Here is a 20530-nt window from a genome sequence, read left to right as displayed (position 1 = left end):
CCTGGTCAGCGGATCGGACCGACCTTGGTCAGCGGATCAGACCGATCTTGGTCAGGGGATCAGGACGACCTTCCCGAGGTTGCTCCGCGCCTCGATCACCGCGTGCGCCTTCGCCGCGTCGTCGAGGGCGAACGCCGCGTGCACGGCGGGCCGCAGCGCGCCCCCGGAGAAGAGCCGCCACAGCTCCTGCCGCCACGTCTCGTACAGCTCGGGCTTCCCGCGCGCGATGAGCGCCATCTGGAAGCCGATCACCGACTTGGCGCCCACGAGCAGGTCGTACGCCTGGACCGTGCCGCCGCCCGAGCTGTACGCGACGAGCCGCCCGTGCGGCGCGAGTGCCCGTACGGCGGGGGACAGGAGTTCGCCGCCGACGGCGTCGAGGGCGTAGTCGACCGGCTCGCCCCACGCCTCTTCCTCGTACGTGACGACCTCATCGGCGCCGAGCGAGCGCACGAAGTCCGCCTTGGCGGGTCCGGAGACGGCCCCCACTACTCGGCTCGCGCCCCTCAGCCGGGCCAACTGCAGGGCGAGATGACCGACTCCGCTCGCCGCGGCCGTGACGAGTGCGGCCTCGCCCTGCTCGGGCCGTGCGGCGTCGAGTGCGCCGTAGGCGACGAGACCGCTGCGGACGAGCGCGACCGCGTCGGTGGCGCTTGCTCCATCGGGGACGGGTGAGGCCATGGCCTGGTCCAGGAGGGCGTAGTCCGCGTAGCCGTGGCCGAACACGAGACCCGTGACGCGATCGCCGGGCGCGTACGCCGTCACGCCCTCGCCGACCGCGATCACCTCTCCGGCGATCTCGCCGCCGAGTGCGATCGGTTCGCGGGACTCGCGGACCTTGCGGACGACGGGGAGCGTGACGCCGATCGCCTCGGCCCGGACGAGGAGTTCACCCGCGCCGGGCACCGGTACGGGCGCCTCCTCCAGGAACAGCACCTCGGGGCCACCGCTGTGTTCGTACCGAACGCGACGCATGCGCATCTCCTCGGGAAAGGGGATCGTTGGGAACCCCAACGATACGCATACTTTCATTGGGGAGTCCAATGATTCTCGGATAGGCTCGTCCCATGCCCACGACCCCGCCCGCCCCCAGCGGCATCCGCACCCTCCCCAGCTGGCTCCTCGGCCGCGCGGCGGCCCGTGGCCGAGGCCTCGTCGCCGAAGCCCTCGCGGAAGAGGACATGAAGATGTGGCACCACGTGGTGCTCTCGGCCGTGGCCGATCAGGGCCCCGTCGCGCAGGCCGCCCTCGGCCGCAGCATCCAGCTCGACCCCAAGGACCTGGTGGGCGTCATCAACGACCTCCAGGACGCCGGCCTCGTCCTACGCGCACCCGACCCCACCGACCGCCGCAAGAACGCGATCACGATCACGGAGGACGGCGAGCGCACCCTAGACCGCTGTGCCGAGGCCGCGCGGCGGGCCAACAACGAACTGCTCGCGCCTCTTTCGGCCACGGAGCGGAAGCAGTTCCTCGCACTCCTGACCCGGATCTCGGGCATCGAGGGGCAGGGCATCGAGGCGTAGAGCGTGAAGCCGTGCGGGGCCGGGACCCCGCCGGCGCAGGGGGCGCTCCCCGCCGGCCGGGGTCCCGCCGCCGTGCAGCGGGGAGCCGCCGGTCAGCCCTGGGAGGCCGCGGCCCGCACGGCGATCCGGTGCTCGCCCGCGTACACGTTCATGGAGGACCCGCGCAGGAAGCCGACCAGGGTGAGACCCGTCTCGGCGGCGAGATCGACGGCCAGGGAGGAGGGCGCGGAGACGGCCGCGAGCACCGGAATGCCCGCCATCACCGCCTTCTGCGCCAGCTCGAAGGAGGCACGGCCCGAGACGAGCAGCACGGCACGCGAGAGCGGAAGACGGCCGTCCTGCAGGGCGCGCCCAACGAGCTTGTCGACCGCGTTGTGCCGGCCCACGTCCTCCCGTATGTCGAGGAGTTCGCCCTCCTCGGAGAAGAGCGCCGCCGCGTGCAGGCCCCCGGTCCGGTCGAAGACGCGCTGCGCCGCGCGCAGTCGGTCGGGGAGGCCCGCGAGCAGCTCGGTCCCGAGCCGGACCGGGGGAGCGTCGGAGATCGGGAAGCGCGCCGTGGTGCGCACGGCGTCCAGACTCGCCTTGCCGCACAGGCCGCAGGACGAGGTCGTGTAGACGTTGCGTTCGAGGGTGATGTCGGGCAGGACGAGCCCCGGAGCGGTCTTCACGTCGACCACGTTGTACGTGTTCGATCCGTCGGCGGTCGCCCCCGCGCAGTAGACGATGGACTGCAGCTCGTCGGCCGAGCCGAGCACCCCCTCGCTCACCAGGAAACCCGCCGCGAGCGCGAAGTCGTCACCCGGCGTCCGCATGGTGATGGCAAGCGGCTTCCCGTTGAGCCGGATCTCCAGCGGCTCCTCTGCGACCAGGGTGTCGGGCCGCTCGCTGACGGCGCCGTCCCGGATGCGGAGGACGCGGCGGCGCTCCGTGACTCGTCCCATGTCGATCAGTCCCGGTTCTGTACGTGCTGGTAGCCGAAGCGGCCCTTGATGCAGAGGTTGCCGTGGGTCACCGGATTGTCGTGCGGCGAGGTGACCTTCACGATGTCATTGTCCTGCACGTGCAGGGTCAGATTGCAGCCGACTCCGCAGTACGCGCACACCGTCGTCGTCTCGGTCTGCGCCGCCTCGTCCCACGTACCGGCCGCCCGCATGTCGAACTCCGACTTGAAGCTCAGGGCGCCCGTCGGGCAGACCTCGATGCAGTTCCCGCAGTACACGCACGCGGAGTCGGTCAGCGGCGCGTCGTGCTCGACGGCGATCCGGGCGTCGAAACCGCGGCCGGCCACGGAGATCGCGAAGGTGTTCTGCCACTGGTCGCCGCAGGCGTCGACGCACTTGTAGCAGAGGATGCACTTGTCGTAGTCGCGGACGTAGAGGTCGTTGTCGACCTTCGGTTCCTCGTTGAGGCGGGCCGCGTCCGGGCCGAAGCGTTCGGGCTTCGCCTCGTACTCCTTGAGCCAGCCCGCGACCTTCGGGGTCGTCGACAGGTCGACGGACGAGGCGAGGAGTTCGAGGACGACCTTGCGGCTGTGCCGGGTGCGTTCGGTGTCGGTGCGCACGCTCATCCCGGGCTCGGCCTTGCGCGAGCAGGCAGGGGCGAGTGTCCGGGCGCCCTCCACCTCGACGACACATACCCGGCAGGCGTTCTTCGGGGCGAGGGTGTCGCCCTCGCAGAGGGTCGGCACGTCCTTGCCCGCGGCCCGGCAGGCGTCGAGGATGGTCGACCCCTCCGGCACCCGGGCGTCCTGCCCGTCGAGCGTGAACTCGACGAGGCGGCGCGGGATTCCCAGCGGTACGGCGGTCACTTGTACGCCCCCAGGCGGTCGATGGCGGATTCCACGGCGTTCCACGCGGTCTGGCCGAGCCCGCAGATGGAGGCGTCCCGCATGGTCCGCCCCACCTCGCGGAGCAGGGCGATGTCATCGGCGGCATCGGCCCCCGTCCGCTCGACGATCCGATGCAGGGCCTCCTCCTGGCGGACGGTGCCGACCCGGCAGGGCACGCACTGGCCGCAGGACTCGTCGCGGAAGAACTCGGCGATGCGGAGCAGGACGCGGGGGAGCGGAACGGTGTCGTCCAGGACGAGCACGACGCCCGAGCCGAGGGTGGTCCCGTCGTCCCTTGTCCCCTCGAAGGTGAGCGGGATGCCGAGCTCGTCGGGGCGTACGAAACCGCCGGCCGCGCCGCCCAGGAGGACGGCCCTGAGGTTGTCCGGCTTCCCGGCGAGGGCCAGGAGCTCGCCGAGGGTGGCGCCGAAGGGCAGCTCGTAGATGCCGGGCCGCTCGACGCTTCCGGATACGCAGAAGAGCTTGGGCCCGGTGGACTTCTCGGTCCCTATGGCGGAGTACGCCCGCGCGCCCATGGTGAGGATGGGGAGGACGTTGACGAGGGTCTCGACGTTGTTCTCGGCGGTGGGTTTACCGAAGAGCCCCTTCTCCACAGGGAAGGGCGGCTTGGATCGGGGCTCCCCTCGATACCCCTCAATGGAGTTGAAGAGGGCGGTCTCCTCGCCACAGATGTACGCGCCCGCCCCGCGCCGGATCTCGATGTCGAAGGCGTACCCCTGGCCGAGGACGTCGTCGCCGAGGAGGCCGCGGGCGCGGGCCTGGGTGATGGCGTGTTCGAGCCTGCGGAGGGCGCGGGGGTATTCGCCGCGGAGGTAGAGATACCCCTGGTGGGCGCCGGTCGCGTACCCGGCGATGGTCATCGCCTCGATGAGCGCGTACGGATCGCCCTCCATGATCACCCGGTCCTTGAAGGTGCCGGGCTCGGACTCGTCCGCGTTGCAGACGAGGTAGTGGGGGTGATCCGGCTGGGACGCCGTGGCCTGCCACTTCCGTCCCGTGGGGAAGGCGGCGCCGCCCCGTCCGAGGAGGCCGGAGTCGGTGACTTCGCGGATGACGGCGGCAGGGCCGATGGCGAAGGCCTGCCTCAGGGCGGTGTAGCCGCCGTGGGAGCGGTAGTCGTCCAGCGAGGCTGGGTCGACCTTGCCTATGCGGCGGAGCAGTACGAGGCCTTCCTGTCCGGCCTGGGGGACGGCGAGGGCGGCCGGGGGTTCGGATTCTGCTGCCTCGGGGGTGGTGGCGGCGAGGACGGTGGACTCGACCGTGGCCGGGGCGGTGACGGCGGCGAGGTAGGAGCGTTCACTTTCCCCAACCCCGCCCCTTCCCGAAACCGCCGCTTCGCGGCGGATCTTTCCCGCCCGCCCACCCGATTGCCCGGCAGCTGCCAGGGTTTTCAGCCCGTCCGGCGTTTGAGGACGAACTCGGCCTTGCGCCGGAGGCCCCGCCCGCACCACCAACGCAGCCGGCGCCCGCTCGCAGAGGCCAAGGCATGGCGAAGGCTCGACGGTGACCCCGGACTCCGGGCCGAGCTGCGCCTCCACCTCCCGGCACAACGAAGTTCCCCCGCAGGCGAGATCCGTACAGACCCGCACGACAGTGCGAGGACGCGGCCGCACCGAGAACATGGAGTAGAACGTCGCCACCCCATACCCCTCCGCCGGCGGCACCGTAAGCCGCCGGCAGAGGTAGTCGAGGCCCCCCTCGCTCACCCACCCCACGCGATCGTTCAGCGCGTGCAACCCCGGCAACAACTGATCCCGCCGCTCCCGCGCCGCACGGCCACCCCGCGCCCACCGCAGATCCGCGTCACTGCGGTCATCGGCCCCCTCCCACGCGGACTCCGGAGGACCGAGCACCGCGTCGACGGCCGCCCGCTCCTCGTCCGTCGGCTTGCTGTCACCGAAGTGCAGATCCATCCGTCACCCCACCTCACTGGCGAGCTTGTCGATCCGTATCGCCGACGCCTTGAACTCCGCCGTCCCCGCGATCGGGCAATTCGCCTCGATCGTGAGCTGGTTGGTGTCGACCTCGTCGGGAAAGTGCATGGTCATGAAGGCGAGACCCGGCCGCAGACCGGGGTCCACCCACACCGGCGCCACGACGACCCCGCGCCGCGAGGAGATCCGCACCTCCTCGCCGACCACGACCCCGAACCGCTCCGCGTCCTCCGGGCACAGCTCGACGTACTCGCCGCGCCGCAGCGGAGAGGCGAAACTCCCGCTCTGCACACCGGTGTTGTAGGAGTCGAGCCGCCGCCCCGTCGTCAGCCGGATCGGGAACGACTCGTCGGTCAGGTCGACCGGCGGGTCGTGTGCGACGAGTCCGAACGGCGCAGGCGTGCCGCGCCGTTCGGGGGCCGACTCCCACAACCGGCCGTGCAGGTACGTCGGTTCGACCCGTTCCTCCGAGGGGCACGGCCACTGGATTCCCTGGAGCGACTCCAGACGCTCGTACGTCATGCCGTAGTGGTCCGGCGACACCGACCGCAGCTCGTCCCAGACGGCCCGCGCGTCCGCGTACTTCCAGTCGTGGCCGAGCAGCCCCGCGAGCTCGCAGAGGATGTCGATGTCCTCGCGCGCCTCACCGGGCGGCCGCACGGCCTTGCGGACCCGCTGGACACGCCGCTCGCTGTTGGTCGTCGTGCCGTCGGTCTCCGCCCAGGCGGCCGTCGCGGGCAGCACGACATCCGCCAACTCGGCCGTCTTCGTAAGGAAGATGTCCTGTACGACGAGGAAGTCCAGGGCACGGAGACGTCGCATCGCCTGCTCGCTGTCCGCCTCCGACTGCGCCGGGTTCTCGCCGATGCAGTAGACGGCCTTGAGCGATCCCTCCTCCATCGCCTCGAACATTTCCGTCAGATTCAGCCCGTAGCGCGGCTGGATGACCGTGTCCCACGCCGTCTCGAACTTCAGGCGCGTGTCCGGGTCGAGGATGTCCTGGAAGCCCGGCAGGCGATTCGGGATCGCGCCCATGTCGCCGCCGCCCTGGACGTTGTTCTGCCCGCGCAGGGGCTGCAGGCCCGAGCCGTAGCGGCCGACGTGTCCGGTCAGCAGGGAGAGATTGATCAGGGCGCGTACGTTGTCCGTGCCGTTGTGGTGCTCGGTGATGCCGAGCGTCCAGCACAGCTGCGCCCGCTCGGCCCGTGCATAGGCGTGCGCCAACTCCCTGATGGCGGCGGCCGGTACGCCCGTCACCTTCTCGGCGAGCGACAGCGTCCATGGCTCGACCAGGGCCGCGTACTCCTCGAAGCCGGATGTGGCCCGGTCGATGAACGCCCGGTTGGCCAGGCCCGCGTGGATGATCTCGCGGCCGATGGCGTGCGCCATCGGGATGTCCGTGCCGACGTTCAGACCGAGCCAGCTCTCCGCCCACTCGGCGGTCTTGGTGCGGCGCGGGTCGACCGCGTACATGCGGGCGCCGTTCCTGATCCCCTTCAGGACGTGCTGGAAGAAGATCGGGTGGGCGAAGCGCGCGTTGGAGCCCCACATCACGATCAGATCGGTGTGCTCGACCTCTTCATAAGAAGAGGTGCCGCCGCCCGAGCCGAAGGCGGCCGAAAGGCCCGCGACGCTCGGCGCGTGACAGGTGCGGTTGCAGGAGTCGACGTTGTTCGTGCCCATGACCACGCGGGCGAACTTCTGTGCCACGTAGTTCATTTCGTTCGTGGCACGGGCGCAGGAGAACATGCCGAACGCGCCACGGGCCTCCTGGAGTCCGGCCGCCGTACGGGTCAGCGCCTCCTCCCAGGTGGCCCGCCGGAAGGGCGCGTCGCGTGCGTCGCGTACGAGGGGATGGGTGAGCCGGGTGTACGTCTTGGGCACCCGGTCCCGCTTCTTGCTCATGCCGCGCTCCTCATGCGGTCGGCCAGCAGATCCGAGATGGCGTGGACGGTGCGGAGCGTCGGCACCGGAACCCCGGTGATCCCGGCGAGTTCCACGACGGCCGCGAGCAGCACGTCGAGTTCGAGCGGTTTGCCGCGCTCCAGGTCCTGGAGGGTGGAGGTGCGGTGGTCGCCGACGCGTTCGGCGCCGGCCAGGCGCCGCTCGACGGAGATGTCGGGGCGGCAGCCGAGGGCCGCGGCGACGGCGAGCGTCTCGTTCATCATGATCTCGATGACGCGGCGGGTGCCGCCGTGCAGGCACATCTCCCGCATCGTGGCGCGGGCGAGCGCGCTGATCGGGTTGAAGGAGATGTTGCCGAGCAGCTTGATCCAGATGTCGAGGCGCAGTTCGGGCTCGACGGGACACTTCAGGCCGCCCGCCTGCATGGCCTCGCTGAAGGCGAGACAGCGCTGCGAGCGCGAGCGGTCCGGCTCCCCGACGGAGAAGCGGGTGCCTTCGATGTGCCGGACAACTCCCGGGCCCTCCAGCTCCGTTGCCGCGTACACCACACACCCGACGGCCCGCTCGGGCGCGATCACCGCACTGACCGCGCCGTCGGGGTCCACGCTCTCGACGCGGTGGCCGTCGTGCGGGCCGCCGTGCCGGTGGAAGTACCACCAGGGGATGCCGTTCTGTGCCGCGACGACCGCGGTGCCGTCGTGCAGCAGCGGCTCGATGAGCGGCCCGCACGCCGCGTACGAGTTGGCCTTCAGGCCCAGGAAGACGAAGTCGACGGGGCCGATGTCGGCCGGGTCGTCGGTGGCGTGGGCCCGCGCGGTGAAGTCGCCGCGCGGGCTGTGGACACGTACTCCGTGCTGCCTCATGGCCGCGAGATGCGGTCCACGGGCGACGAGATGGACATCGGCTCCGGCGCGGTGCAGCGCGGCTCCGACGTAGGCGCCGATCGCACCGGCGCCGAGGACTGCGACTTTCACGGTGGCGCGCTCCGTTCGGTTGAGGGATCCGAACTGTCGATGGAATATTGTCTACAGTATGGAAGTTGGGCCAGCAAGAGGTTGCGCGGCACATTGCATACCGTCGACGGAATAGTGCATGTCCTCTTCCCAACTGCCCGCCTGATTCCTACTGTTCGGGATCATGAGGCCCCCCGTCGCACCTCCCGGATGGAGCCGCTGGCTCGTACCGCCCGCCGCCCTCTCCGTGCACCTCTCCATCGGCCAGGCCTACGCCTGGAGCGTCTTCAAGCCCCCACTGGAATCCGCCCTCCACCTCAGCGGCACCCAGAGCGCGCTGCCCTTCCAGCTCGGCATCGTGATGCTCGGCCTCTCGGCGGCCTTCGGCGGCACCCTCGTCGAGCGCAACGGGCCGCGCTGGGCGATGGCGGTCGCGCTCACCTGTTTCTCGTCCGGCTTTCTGCTCGCCGCGCTCGGGGCGGCGACGGAGCAGTACTGGCTGATCGTCTTCGGGTACGGCTTCGTCGGAGGGATCGGCCTCGGCATCGGCTACATCTCGCCCGTGTCGACCCTGATCAAGTGGTTCCCCGATCGCCCCGGCATGGCCACCGGCATCGCGATCATGGGCTTCGGCGGCGGCGCGCTCATCGCCTCGCCCTGGTCGGCCCAGATGCTGGAGTCCTTCGGCTCCGACCCGTCGGGCATCGCGCTCGCCTTCCTGGTGCACGGTCTGACGTACGCCGTCTTCATGTCGCTCGGCGTGCTCCTGGTGCGGGTGCCGCGTACGGAAGGGGCGCGGGCACCGGGCGCCCCCGGCGTGCTCGACGGGCCGCAGGTCTCCGCGCGGGCCGCCGTGCGGACACCCCAGTTCTGGTGCCTGTGGATCGTGCTCTGCATGAACGTGACGGCGGGCATCGGCATCCTGGAGAAGGCCGCCCCGATGATCATCGACTTCTTCTCCGACACCGCGACACCGGTCTCGGTCTCCGCGGCGGCGGGCTTCGTCGCCCTGCTCTCGGCCGCCAACATGGCCGGGCGCATCGGCTGGTCATCGGCGTCCGACCTGATCGGCCGCAAGAACGTCTACCGCGTCTACCTGGGCGTGGGCGCGCTGATGTATCTGCTGATCGCCCAGTTCGGAGACGCGTCGAAGCCGCTGTTCATCGGCTGCGCGCTGGTGATCCTCTCCTTCTACGGAGGAGGCTTCGCGACGATCCCCGCGTACCTGAAGGACCTCTTCGGGACGTACCAGGTCGGCGCGATCCACGGCCGGCTGCTCACCGCCTGGTCCACGGCCGGTGTCCTCGGCCCGCTGATCGTCAACTGGGTCGCCGACCGCCAGGAGGAGGCCGGCAAGCACGGCTCCGGTCTTTACGGCATGTCCCTCACGATCATGATCGGCCTGCTGATCGTGGGCTTCGTGGCGAACGAGCTCGTCCGCCCCGTCCACTCCCGCCACCACATTCCCGCCCCGAGGGAGGCCGCCCATGACGGCGCCGACCAGCCCGCCGCCCAGTAGCCCGCCGCGCCGCCGGGGGCTTATCGCCGCCGCCTGGCTGTGGGTGGCGCTGCCGCTCGGCTACGGCCTGTACGAACTCGCACACAAGGCCACCCAGCTCTTCACCGGGTGACGCGATGATGAGAAGCATCCAAAGCCCACGCCCGTTTCCTGTTGCTTTACGTGCCCTGTTACTGGTGAGTCGCTGAGCAGACTGGACGGTCCCGCATCTCCGGCACCAAGGGGGACCCGTTCATGCACGGCTCACGCATCGCCGCCGTCGGCCATTACCAGCCCGCCAAGATCCTCACCAACGAGGAGCTGGCGGGCATGGTCGACACCAGCGACGAGTGGATCCGCTCTCGCGTGGGCATCCGCACCCGCCACATCGCGGGACCCGATGAGCCGGTCGACGAGCTCGCCGCGCAGGCCGGGGCCAAGGCCGTCGCCGCCGCGGGCCTCGCGCCCGACGCCATCGACCTCGTCCTGGTCGCCACGTCCACCGCGATCGACCGCTCGCCGAACATGGCGGCGCGGGTCGCGGCCCGCCTGGGCATCCCCTCGCCGGCCGCCATGGACGTGAACGTGGTCTGCGCCGGCTTCACGCACGCGCTTGCCACCGCCGACCACGCCGTACGGGCCGGGGCCGCCACCCGCGCCCTGGTGATCGGCGCGGACAAGATGTCCGAGGTGGCCGACTGGACGGACCGCACCACGTGCGTCCTGGTCGGGGACGGTGCGGGCGCGGCCGTCGTCGAGGCGTGCGGCCCCGGCGAAGAGCCCGGCATCGGTCCCGTGCTGTGGGGCTCGGTGCCCGAGATGGGCAACGCGGTACGGATCGAGGGCACGCCGCCGCGGTTCGCGCAGGAGGGCCAGAGCGTCTACCGCTGGGCGACGACCCAGCTGCCGCCGCTCGCCCGCAAGGCCTGCGAGCGGGCCGGTCTCACCCCGGAGGACCTCGCGGCGGTCGTGCTGCACCAGGCCAATCTGCGGATCATCGAGCCGCTCGCCGGGCGGATCGGCGCGGTCAACGCGGTCGTCGCGCGCGACGTCGTGAACTCGGGCAACACCTCGGCGGGCAGTATCCCGCTCGCTCTGTCCAAGCTCGTGGAGCGCGGCGAGATCGTCCACGGGGACCCGGTGCTGCTCTTCGGCTTCGGCGGGAACCTGTCGTACGCGGGACAGGTCGTCCGCTGCCCGTAGGCGCCGAAAACGCGTCACCAAGCGGTGTGACCGGCTCAACTCCCCCTGGTACTGGCCATTGTGCTCAGTAGACTGTAGACAAAAGGCAATCGTCGAGGAGGGGACCGCGATGTTGTCCACAGGACTGCCGCAGGGGGCGGTGCCCAGGCTCGAACGACCCGGTCCGCTCCGGGAGCGGGTCTACGAAGCGCTGCTCGAACTCATCACGACCCGCGCGCTCCAGCCGGGCCAGCACCTCGTGGAGAGCGAACTGGCGGGGCATCTGGGGGTGTCGAGGCAGCCGGTGCGCGAGGCGCTGCAGCGGCTCAACACCGAGGGCTGGGTCGATCTGCGCCCCGCGCAGGGCGCGTTCGTGCATGAGCCCACCGAGGAGGAGGCGGACCAACTGCTCACGGTCCGTACGCTCCTGGAGGCGGAGGCCGCCCGGCTCGCCGCCGCGAACACGGGCACCGCCGGGATCACCGCGCTCGAAGAGCTGTGCGCCAAGGGCGAACAGGCCGTCGCGGACGGCGACGTTGACCTGGTGGTGACCACCAACGCGGCCTTCCACGCCAAGGTCATGGAGCTCGCCGGCAATGTCGTGCTCGCCGAACTCGCCGGGCAGGTGGACCGCAGGGTGCGCTGGTACTACACACCGGTGGCCCGTCAGCGCGGCAAGCAGTCCTGGATCGAGCACCGCCGGCTGATCGCGGCGATCGCGGAACGCGACGAGCGCCGCGCCACGGAGATCATGCGGGCGCACACGGAGCACACGCGGCAGACGTACCACCAGCGCAACGACGCCTGAGCGTTCCGCGGGAAGTGCGGTATTCGTCCGCGGGTCCGTCGTGGCTGGTCGCGCAGTTCCCCGCGCCCCTTCGGGGCGCTGCCGCCCTCGTCGTCGGACACATCGGCGCTACCCGGTGGCGAGTCGGCGTTCCAGGGGAGTGCGGTAGGCGGGCGTGACGCGGGTGGTCGAGAGGAACGCGGTCAGGCGTCCGATCTCCTCGTCCACGGCCGCGCGGGCGGCGGCGGGCGCATCGGTGAGCAGATGGTGGTTGATGTGCCCGTCGGCGTGCTGCGCCCACGCGCCGATGATGCGGCCGCCCCACCAGACCGTGGGGCCGATGTTGCCGTTGCGGTCGAACAGCGCGGCGGTGTGGGCGGGTTCGAGGTACCAGTCGCGGTGGCGCCAGCCCATCGGGGTGGGGTCGAGGCCGGGCAGCAGGACCGCGCCGGATGCGTGGGGCGCGACGGGGCCGGGGCCTTCCAGGTCCCCCAGGTCCTCCAACTCCTCCAAGTCCTCCAGGTCTTCGGGCAGGAGGTAGCCGGTGCCTTCGTCGAGTTCTACGGCCTGCGCACCGGTGGCGGCGATGGCCTTGCGGGTGTCGGTGAGGTTCCAGCCGGTCCACCACTTCACGTCGTCGGCCGTCGCGGGGCCGTAGGCCGCGAGATAGTGCCGCGCCAGGGTGGCCCGCGCCTCGGCGACCGGTACGGCGGGCAGCGGCCGGGCGGGCGTCCAGCGGAACTGTGCCGAGGTCCATGAACCGGCCGGTCTGGCCCGGCGGATGTGCCCTTCGGCCGCGAGGACACCGAGGACCGTCGAGGCGGCGCGCTGGCGGGACTCGTAGGACTTGCCGGGGAAGACGACCAGCTGCTCGCGCAGAGCCGGCACGTCGGCGGCCAGCTGTGCCGCCGTCGCCGCACCGCGTTCCGTCAGCGCGGCGAGCGTGTCCCGCTGCACGGCGGCGTAGTACCGCTGATCCCAGCCGAGGGCCTGGTTCAGCTTGTCCATGGCCTCGGCGCGGAGGCGGTCCGTGCACTGCGCGGTCGCGGAGAGCACGGCCGGCGCGAGGCGGGCGGGGACGACGAACATCGTGCGGCGCATGCACCGTATGCGCTCAAGGGCGGGTTCGCCGGACTGCCTTGCGTAGAGGGCCTGGTCGATGGCGTCGGGCGTGGGGGCGTGCATACGGGCGGCCGCGGCGAGGAAGACGGTTGCCGGGTCGGTGGCGTGCAGGCCGATGAGGGCATCGGCCACCTCGTGCGCGCCGTCCACGCGGGCGGCCGGCGTGAGCAGGTGCCGCCGGACCAGGCGGGCGCGACGCCGGCCGGCGGTGATGCGGGGCAGGTGAGTCATGGCGGCCGAGGGTCAGCGGGCCTGGTGGATACAGAACGGCTGCCCGGAGGGGTCGAGCAGGACCGTCCAGTACGTTCCGCCCGGCTGGTGGTCGGGCTTGGTGGCGCCCATCCCCAGCAGCCGCTCCTCCGCGGCCCGTACGTCGCTGAACGTCAGGTCCATGTGGAAGGGCAGCTCCTCCTCGGGCCAGTTGGGGGCCGTGAAGTTCTCGGAGGAGTAGAAGAGGTACATCGAGGGACCGACGTCGAACGCGCAGGCGGCGGGTTCGCCCTGCGGGCCGGGGTAGGTACGGCTGACCTCCGTGCCCAGCGCGGCGGCGTAGAAGTCGGCAAGCTCGCGGCCGTCGCGGGCCCACATCGCATGGCACAGGATCGTCCCGTCCAGGGCGGGTGCCGGAGTGCTGCTCGTGGCGGTCATGTCAGCGCACCACCTTGATGCCGAAGTGGCCGCCGAACTGCTGGCCCAGGCCGAAGCCGATGGCGGAGTGCATATGGGCGTACATCTCCATGCCGCGGGCGCACACCAGCGGGCCGAGGTCGAGGATGTCGCTCCAGCCGTACTCCTTGAGCAGCTCGGTGGTCTGCTGCTTGGCGTCGGCGTGGTCACCGGCGACGAACATCGTGTGGTCGCCCTGGCCGACGGACCCCGGGTCGACGACGGTGGTCTGCTCCTGGGTGACGAAGCTCTTGACGACCTTCGTCCCGGGCAGCGCCCGCTGGATCTGCTCGCCGAGGCTGTCCGTGTCGCACGGGTCCAGCTTGGGCATGACGCCCCACGGCGTGGGCCAGGGGTGCTCGCTCTCGTGCTGGTAGACGAAGGGGACGGCGTAGTCGATGAGCGTCTTGCCGTCGAGGCGGTCCGCGATGGCGGTCAGCGCGGCGACGGCGTTGTGGCCGTCGATGCCGCTGATGACCGGCCCGTCGGCGGCGGCCGCCGCGTCGCCGAAGGACAGCAGGGTGACGCCGGGGTGGTCGGCGAGCCACTGGCCGTAGGGCACGTTGCCCATCATGTCGGGCTCGGTGCGGGCGAGGGTGGCCTCGGGGTCGCGGGTGCCGACGTACACATCGTGCCCGAGTTCGACGAGCTTGGCCGTGTGCGCGCGGGCGCCGCCGCCCGTGCCGAGAACGGTGATTTTCATGGGGTACCTCCCGGTTTGCTCTGGTTGGACAGATCCACAGTAGGACCATTTCAGGACAGGGGGTGTCCTCTGACCCGGCCATAGTGGAGATCATGACCAGCGACATGACGGCCCGGATGCTGCGCCTCCTCTCCCTGCTGCAGACCCGCCGGGAGTGGTCGGGCTCCGACCTGGCCGACCGGCTCCAGGTGACCGTCCGTACCGTCCGCCGCGACATCGACCGGCTCCGTGACCTGGGCTATCCCGTCGACAGCGCCCGCGGCCACGCGGGCGGCTACCGCCTCGCCCCCGGCACCGACCTGCCCCCGCTCCTCCTCGACGACGACGAGGCGGTTGCCATCGCCGTCGCCCTGCGCACCGCCGCCGGCGGCCTGACCGGCATCGAGGAGACCGCGCTGCGGGCCCTGGCCAAGCTCGAACTGGTCCTGCCCCGCCGGCTGCGCGGCCAGGTCACCGCCCTCCAGGGGGCGGTCGCCGGCATCGCCTGGGACGACCGCGGGCCGCGCGCCGACCCCGCTCTCCTGGCCGCCCTCGCCGTGGCCTGCCGCGACCACGAGGTCCTGACCTTCGACTACACCACCCGTACGGGTGCGACCACCCCGCGCCGGGTCGAGCCGCAGCACCTGGTCGCCTCCGGTCCCCTCTGGTATCTCCTCGCACACGACACCGCGAAGAACGACTGGCGCGTCTTCCGCCTCGACCGCATCACCGGCCCCACGGGCACCGGCCGACGCGTTCCCGCCCGCGATCTGCCCGGCGACGACCCCGCCGCGTTCGTCGCCGACCGGCTCTCGGCCGCGCCCACCCGCCACCGCGCCGTCGCCACCGTCCAGGCCCCGGCCGACCACGTCCGCGCCCACACGCGGGGCCTGGCCACCCGCATCCGGCCCCTCGACGAGGGCCGGTGTCTCGTCGACGTATCCGACGATTCCCTCACCCGGATAGCCCAGACCCTGGCCGGCCTCACGGCCGACTACACACTCGACGCGGACCCGGACGTCGTCGACCACCTCCGGGCGGCCGCCCGGCGCGCCCTGCACGCTCTGCCCGCGACGGGCTGACCGCGCCACGAGCTGCCGCGCGGGTGCTAGGCGCTCCGCTGGAGGTGCGGCGACATGCCGTCGATCGTCTGCGGCACCAACGTGGCTGATCGCGCAGTTCCCCGCGCCCCTTCAGGGCGCGGCCGAACCGCAGCCGACTTCGCCAGACCCGCTTAGCGGCGCCTCCCTTTGTCCTGTGACTGGAGAAAGTCGTGGGCAATTCCCGCGCAACTTCTTCCCACTCCCGGCAGGCGCTGCTACGTTCCCCTCGAAAGCCCGGCGAGAAGAACGAAAGCCGGGCGTGACACCATGGGTTGCCCGATGAGGCGGGGAGGGGCGCGTGAGACGTATGACGGCTCGACCCGCCAATGCGCACCAGGCGCGTCTGCTGCGGCTGTTGCGTGACGGAGGGCCCAACTCCCGTGCCCAGCTGGGCGATCAGGTCGACCTCTCGCGGTCGAAGCTGGCAGTCGAGGTGGACCGGCTCCTGGAGACCGGACTCGTGGTCGCCGACGGACTCGCCGCATCGCGCGGCGGCCGCCGCTCCCACAACATCCGCCTGGCCCCCGCCCTCCGCTTCCTCGGCGTGGACATCGGCGCGACCTCGGTCGACGTCGCGGTGACCAACGCCGAGCTGGAGGTGCTCGGCCACATCAACCAGCCCATGGACGTGCGCGAAGGCCCGGTCGCGGTCTTCGAGCAAGTCCTCGCCATGGCGGCCAAGTTGAAGGCCTCCGGGCTCGCGGAAGGGTTCGACGGCGCCGGTATCGGCGTACCCGGTCCCGTCCGCTTCCCCGAGGGCGTCCCGGTCGCCCCGCCGATCATGCCGGGGTGGGACGGTTTCCCCGTACGGGAAGCCATCAGTCAGGACCTCGGCTGCCCCGTCATGGTCGACAACGACGTGAACCTGATGGCGATGGGGGAACAGCACGCGGGCGTCGCACGCTCCGTGGGCGACTTCCTCTGCGTCAAGATCGGCACCGGCATCGGCTGCGGCATCGTCGTCGGCGGTGAGGTCTACCGCGGTACGACGGGCAGCGCCGGCGACATCGGCCACATCCAGGTCGAACCGGACGGACGCCCCTGCGCCTGTGGCAACAGGGGCTGCCTGGAGGCGTACTTCAGCGGCGCGGCGCTCGCCCGCGACGCCGAGGACGCGGCCGGGCAGGGGCTCTCCCCGGAGCTCGCGACGCGCCTGGAAGCGGCGGGCAAGCTCAGCGCCGTCGACGTCGCTGCGGCGGCCGCGGCCGGTGACTCCACCGCGCTCGACCTCATCCGCGACGGCGGCAACCGCACCGGCCAGGTCATCGCGGGTCTCGTCAGCTTCTTCAACCCGGGCCTCGTGGTGATCGGCGGCGGTGTCACCGGCCTCGGCCACACACTGCTCGCCGCCATCCGCACCCAGGTGTACCGCCAGTCGCTGCCCCTGGCGACCGGCAATCTCCCCATCGTCCTGGGCGAGTTGGGACCGACCGCCGGAGTCATCGGCGGCGCCCGGCTCATCAGCGACCACCTGTTCTCACCGGCCTGACCGGTACGGCCTGACCGGTACGTAGAACCCCATACGTACGACCACCCATACGTACGACCCGTACCACGCGACGCACCACACCTCACCCAGTACAGCGCGCTGCCTCGCCCTGCTCCGAAACAGGCTCAGCCCCGCACGGGCCCCGCCCTGCCCTGAAACCGGCCCATCCGCCCAAGGGAACCGTCATGGCACCAGAACCACCGCTGCTCACCATGTCCGGCATCACCAAGTCGTTCCCCGGCGTCCGCGCCCTCGACGGCGTCGACCTCCAGGTCCAGGCCGGCGAAGTGCACTGCCTCCTCGGTCAGAACGGCGCCGGGAAGTCCACCCTCATCAAGGTCCTCGCCGGGGCCCACCAGCCCGACGACGGCGCGATCACCTGGCGCGGCGAGCGCACCACGCTCCGGTCGCCCATCGCCGCGATGCGCCTCGGGATCGCCACCATCTACCAGGAACTCGACCTGGTGGAGGGCCTCTCCGTCGCCGAGAACGTCCACCTCGGGCATGAGCCCACCGCGGCCGGATTCGTCGTGCGAGGCCGCGAGGCAAAGACGTCAACTGCCGCTCTGCTCAAGCGACTTGGACACGGTGAGATCGACCCGGGAACGCTCGTCGGTGATCTCTCGGCCGCCCAGCAGCAGATCGTGTCGATGGCTCGTGCGCTCTCTCACGAAGTACGCCTCATCGTCATGGACGAGCCGTCGGCCGCGCTCGACCCGGACGAGGTCGACAACCTCTTCCGCATCGTCGGCGATCTCACGGCGGACGGCGTCGCCGTCGTCTACATCTCCCACCGGCTCGAAGAGATCCGCCGCATCGGCGACCGCGTCACCGTCCTCAAGGACGGCCGCGCGGTGGCGGGCGGACTCCCCGCGAAGGAGACCCCGACCCGCGAGGTCGTCGCCCTGATGACGGGCCGCAACGTCGAGTACGTCTTCCCCGACCGGCCCACCGAACCACCCACCACCGACGCCGTGTTGACGGTGCGTGGGCTCGCCCGCGAGGGCGAGTTCGAACCCGTCGACCTCGAACTGCGCCCCGGCGAGATCGTCGGCCTGGCCGGACTCGTCGGCTCCGGGCGCTCCGAGATCCTGGAGACCATCTACGGGGCCCGCAAGCCGACTGCCGGTCACGTCGCCGTGGGCGGCCGGGCGTTGAAGCCCGGAAGTGTGCGAGCCGCCGTCCGCGCGGGACTCGGCCTCGCCCCCGAGGAGCGCAAGGCGCAGGCCCTGCTCATGCTGGAGTCCGTCACCAACAATGTGTCGGTCTCCTCCATGTCCCGCTTCTCGCGCGGCGGTTGGCTCGACCGGGGTGCCGAGAAGAAGGCCGCGCAGACCGCGACCCGCGAGCTGTCCCTGCGCCCCGACAACCCCTCCGCCCCCGTGCGCACCCTCTCCGGCGGCAATCAGCAGAAGGCCGTCCTGGCCCGCTGGCTGCTCCGCGGCTGCCGCGTCCTGCTGCTCGACGAGCCCACCCGCGGCGTGGACATCGGCGCCCGCGCCGAGCTGTACGCCGTGATCCGCCGCCTCGCCGACGACGGCCTCGCCGTCCTGCTCGTCTCCAGCGAAGTACCCGAAGTCCTCGGCCTCGCCGACCGTGTCCTGGTCCTGCGCGAAGGCCGCGTCGTCCATACGGCGCCCGCCCGCGACCTCGACGAACACCGCGTACTCGACCTCGTACTCGAAGGGAGCCCGGCGTCATGACGCAGCCCGCATCGCCGCCACGGCCCGCCGCATCGAAGAGTGAACCGGCGGACGGCGAAAGCCCGTTGCGGACACTCGCCGCACGTGCCGACGTGCGGACGCTGTCCCTGCTCGGCGTGCTCGCCGTCCTGGTCCTGATCGGCGGTATCACCCAGCCCGACTCGTTCCTGGACACGGACAACGTCCAGCTGATCCTCACCCAGGCGTCCGTCATCGGTGTCGTCACGGTCGGCATGACCTTCGTGATCATCTCCGGCGGCATCGACCTGTCGGTCGGCGCGATCGTCGCGCTCGCCTCGGTGTGGGCGACGACGGTGGCGACCCAGGAGTACGGCTTCGCGGGCATTCTCTTCACCGCGGTGATCGTCGGTCTGGCCTGCGGCCTCGTCAACGGAATGCTCATCGCGTACGGCGGGATGGTGCCGTTCATCGCGACGCTCGCCATGCTGGCATCGGGCCGCGGTCTCGCCCTGCAGATCACCGACGGCAAGACCCAAATGGTCACCGTGGACGGGGTGTTGAGCCTCGGTGAACGCGACTCGTACGTCCTTGGCATACCGCCGCTCGTGCTCGTCTTCGCGGCCGTCACCGTCGTCGGCTGGCTGCTCCTGAACCGCACCACCTTCGGGCGGCGCTCGGTCGCGGTCGGCGGCAACGCGGAAGCCGCGCGCCTCGCCGGCATCGACGTACGCAGGCAGCGCCTCTATCTCTATCTGCTCTCCGGCCTCTGCTGCGGGATCGCGGCCTTCCTGCTGATCGTCCTCTCCGGGTCGGGCCAGAACACCAACGGCAATCTGTACGAGCTCGACGCCATCGCCGCCGCGATCATCGGCGGCACCCTGCTGAGCGGCGGACGGGGCACCATCACCGGCTCCGTGCTCGGCGTCCTGATCTTCATGACCATCCAGAACATCTTCGCGCTCAACAACCTCCAGAGCGACGTCCAGCAGATCGCCAAGGGGGCGATCATCGTCGCCGCGGTCCTTGTCCAGCGACGTACGGCCTCAACTCCCTGACCCGAAGGGCTGATTGCCATGCCAGAAATCACGAGCCGCAGAGGACTGCTCTTCGGAGCCGCCGCCCTGTCGACCGGTGCCCTCATCACGGGGTGCACCAGTAACGAGCCCAAGTCCTCCGACGGGGCAGCGTCGGACGACAAGAGCCAGCAGGTGGCCGACGACAAGCCCGGCAAGAAGGTCACCATCGGGTTCGCGGGCCCGCAGGCCGACCACGGCTGGCTCAACGCGATCAACGACAACGCCAAGGAGCGGGCGAAGAAGTACTCGGACGTGACGCTGGAGTCCACCGAGGGCTCCAATGACACCGCCGCCCAGATCGGCCAGGTCGAGACGCTGATCAACAAGAAGGTCGACGTCCTGGTGATCCTGCCGGCCGACGGCAAGGCGCTCACCCAGGTCGGCCTGAAGGCGATGAAGGCGGGCATACCCGTCGTCAACCTCGACCGGGTCTTCGCCTCTCCGCAGGCCTACCGCTGCTGGATCGGCGGCGACAACTACGGCATGGGTCTGAGCGCGGGCCACTACATCGGCGAGAAGCTCAAGGACAAGAAGGGCGCCAAGGTCATCGAGCTCGCGGGCCTCGACAACCTGGAGCTGACCAAGCAGCGCACCAAGGGCTTCGACGACGCCCTCAAGAACTACCCCAACATCGAGAAGGTCGCCCGGCAGGCCGCCGAGTTCACCGTCGAGTCGGGCCAGCAGAAGATGTCCCAACTCCTGCAGGCGCAGAAGAACTTCGACGCCCTGTGGAACCACGACGACGACCAGGGTGTCGGCGCGCTGCGCGCCATCAAGCAGGCGGGCCGCGACGACTTCCTGATGGTCGGCGGCGCGGGCGCGCTCTCCGCCTTCCAGGCCATCGAGTCCGACGACAGTGTCCTCAAGGCCACCGTCCTCTACCCGCCGACGATGGCGGCCTCCGCGATCGATCTCGCCCGCGCGCTCGGCCAGGGCAAGGGTGTCAGCGGCATGGCCGAGTTCGAGATCCCGGCCTTCATCACCCTGTACTCGGCGGTGGTCGACAAGGACAACGTCGGCCAGTACATGTCCACCGGCTTCAAGTGATGCGCGCGTCCGCACCCCCCACCGAGCACCGACGAGGAGGAGTACCG

At 70.8% G+C, this 20530-nt stretch carries 19 protein-coding genes; 10 read left to right on the top strand and 9 right to left on the bottom strand.

Translation table 11 applies throughout. From position 1 onward, the window contains the following. Positions 1 to 51: 51 nt before the first annotated feature. Entirely contained in the window at positions 52 to 975 is a 924-nt protein-coding gene (locus AB0G47_RS05190; protein ID WP_360764232.1) for a zinc-binding dehydrogenase, read from the bottom strand. Between the two features lie 92 nt (positions 976 to 1067). Here AB0G47_RS05190 and AB0G47_RS05185 point away from each other — a divergent pair, with 92 nt between their 5' ends. Beyond that, a complete protein-coding gene (locus tag AB0G47_RS05185) occupies positions 1068 to 1526 on the top strand; it encodes a MarR family winged helix-turn-helix transcriptional regulator (protein WP_360764230.1) in 459 nt (152 codons plus the stop codon). A 92-nt stretch (positions 1527 to 1618) separates the two neighbouring features. Here AB0G47_RS05185 and fdhD read toward each other — a convergent pair whose 3' ends face one another. The 5 genes from fdhD to AB0G47_RS05160 are packed head-to-tail and all read right to left on the bottom strand — an operon-like array spanning position 1619 to position 8188. Next, on the bottom strand, positions 1619 to 2467 hold the full coding sequence (gene fdhD, locus AB0G47_RS05180; RefSeq protein WP_266872171.1) for a formate dehydrogenase accessory sulfurtransferase FdhD: 849 nt from the start codon (positions 2465 to 2467) through the stop codon (positions 1619 to 1621). Positions 2468 to 2472: 5 nt separating this feature from the next. Then, positions 2473 to 3333, bottom strand: a complete 861-nt coding sequence (locus AB0G47_RS05175; protein ID WP_360764227.1) for a 2Fe-2S iron-sulfur cluster-binding protein — start codon at positions 3331 to 3333, stop codon at positions 2473 to 2475. Beyond that, entirely contained in the window at positions 3330 to 5288 is a 1959-nt protein-coding gene (locus tag AB0G47_RS05170) for an NADH-ubiquinone oxidoreductase-F iron-sulfur binding region domain-containing protein (protein ID WP_360764225.1), read from the bottom strand. The genes AB0G47_RS05175 and AB0G47_RS05170 overlap by 4 nt, the downstream gene beginning before the upstream one ends. 3 nt (positions 5289 to 5291) lie before the next feature. Beyond that, entirely contained in the window at positions 5292 to 7214 is a 1923-nt protein-coding gene (locus tag AB0G47_RS05165) for a molybdopterin-dependent oxidoreductase (protein WP_360764223.1), read from the bottom strand. Further along, positions 7211 to 8188, bottom strand: a complete 978-nt coding sequence (locus AB0G47_RS05160) for a 2-dehydropantoate 2-reductase (protein ID WP_360764221.1) — start codon at positions 8186 to 8188, stop codon at positions 7211 to 7213. The genes AB0G47_RS05165 and AB0G47_RS05160 overlap by 4 nt, the downstream gene beginning before the upstream one ends. A 163-nt stretch (positions 8189 to 8351) precedes the next feature. Between AB0G47_RS05160 and AB0G47_RS05155 the strand changes: the two genes are divergently transcribed. The 4 genes from AB0G47_RS05155 (at position 8352) to AB0G47_RS05140 (ending at position 11655) form a co-directional block, all read left to right on the top strand. Further along, positions 8352 to 9686 (top strand): OFA family MFS transporter, encoded by a 1335-nt coding sequence (locus AB0G47_RS05155; RefSeq protein ID WP_360764220.1) that lies wholly within the window; start codon positions 8352 to 8354, stop codon positions 9684 to 9686. After that, positions 9655 to 9798 carry a hypothetical protein gene (locus AB0G47_RS05150; protein ID WP_266872177.1) on the top strand — a complete coding sequence of 48 codons (144 nt, stop codon included), beginning with the start codon at positions 9655 to 9657 and terminating at the stop codon, positions 9796 to 9798. The genes AB0G47_RS05155 and AB0G47_RS05150 overlap by 32 nt, the downstream gene beginning before the upstream one ends. 122 nt (positions 9799 to 9920) lie before the next feature. Continuing rightward, complete coding sequence (locus AB0G47_RS05145; RefSeq protein ID WP_360764218.1) at positions 9921 to 10868, top strand: beta-ketoacyl-ACP synthase III; 948 nt, start codon at positions 9921 to 9923, stop codon at positions 10866 to 10868. A gap of 109 nt (positions 10869 to 10977) precedes the next feature. Further along, positions 10978 to 11655 (top strand): GntR family transcriptional regulator, encoded by a 678-nt coding sequence (locus AB0G47_RS05140; RefSeq protein WP_360764216.1) that lies wholly within the window; start codon positions 10978 to 10980, stop codon positions 11653 to 11655. Positions 11656 to 11763: 108 nt separating this feature from the next. Here AB0G47_RS05140 and AB0G47_RS05135 read toward each other — a convergent pair whose 3' ends face one another. The 3 genes from AB0G47_RS05135 to AB0G47_RS05125 are packed head-to-tail and all read right to left on the bottom strand — an operon-like array spanning position 11764 to position 14125. Beyond that, the gene (locus tag AB0G47_RS05135) at positions 11764 to 12987 is read right to left on the bottom strand and encodes a winged helix DNA-binding domain-containing protein (protein ID WP_360764214.1); all 1224 of its coding nucleotides are present in this window, start codon (positions 12985 to 12987) and stop codon (positions 11764 to 11766) included. 12 nt (positions 12988 to 12999) lie between these two features. Beyond that, the gene (locus AB0G47_RS05130; protein ID WP_360764212.1) at positions 13000 to 13404 is read right to left on the bottom strand and encodes a VOC family protein; all 405 of its coding nucleotides are present in this window, start codon (positions 13402 to 13404) and stop codon (positions 13000 to 13002) included. A gap of 1 nt (position 13405) precedes the next feature. Then, a complete protein-coding gene (locus AB0G47_RS05125) occupies positions 13406 to 14125 on the bottom strand; it encodes an NAD(P)-binding domain-containing protein (RefSeq protein WP_360764210.1) in 720 nt (239 codons plus the stop codon). Between the two features lie 92 nt (positions 14126 to 14217). Here AB0G47_RS05125 and AB0G47_RS05120 point away from each other — a divergent pair, with 92 nt between their 5' ends. The 5 genes from AB0G47_RS05120 to AB0G47_RS05100 all read left to right on the top strand — a co-directional run bounded on the left by AB0G47_RS05120 (position 14218) and on the right by AB0G47_RS05100 (position 20483). Beyond that, entirely contained in the window at positions 14218 to 15186 is a 969-nt protein-coding gene (locus AB0G47_RS05120) for a WYL domain-containing protein (protein ID WP_360764208.1), read from the top strand. A gap of 328 nt (positions 15187 to 15514) precedes the next feature. Continuing rightward, the gene (locus tag AB0G47_RS05115; RefSeq protein ID WP_360764206.1) at positions 15515 to 16696 is read left to right on the top strand and encodes an ROK family transcriptional regulator; all 1182 of its coding nucleotides are present in this window, start codon (positions 15515 to 15517) and stop codon (positions 16694 to 16696) included. Between the two features lie 185 nt (positions 16697 to 16881). Further along, a complete protein-coding gene (locus AB0G47_RS05110) occupies positions 16882 to 18399 on the top strand; it encodes a sugar ABC transporter ATP-binding protein (protein WP_360764205.1) in 1518 nt (505 codons plus the stop codon). Beyond that, a complete protein-coding gene (locus AB0G47_RS05105; protein WP_360764203.1) occupies positions 18396 to 19415 on the top strand; it encodes an ABC transporter permease in 1020 nt (339 codons plus the stop codon). Before AB0G47_RS05110 ends, AB0G47_RS05105 begins: the two co-directional genes overlap by 4 nt. Before the next feature lie 18 nt (positions 19416 to 19433). After that, positions 19434 to 20483: a substrate-binding domain-containing protein gene (locus tag AB0G47_RS05100; protein ID WP_360764201.1), complete on the top strand. Its 1050-nt coding sequence runs from the start codon at positions 19434 to 19436 to the stop codon at positions 20481 to 20483. Positions 20484 to 20530: the final 47 nt, after the last annotated feature.

The sequence above is a fragment of the Streptomyces sp. NPDC021622 genome (assembly GCF_040640795.1).
GTDB lineage: Bacteria > Actinomycetota > Actinomycetes > Streptomycetales > Streptomycetaceae > Streptomyces.
Note: the sequence above shows the minus strand (reverse complement) of the source record. Positions and strands in the feature narration are given on the sequence as shown.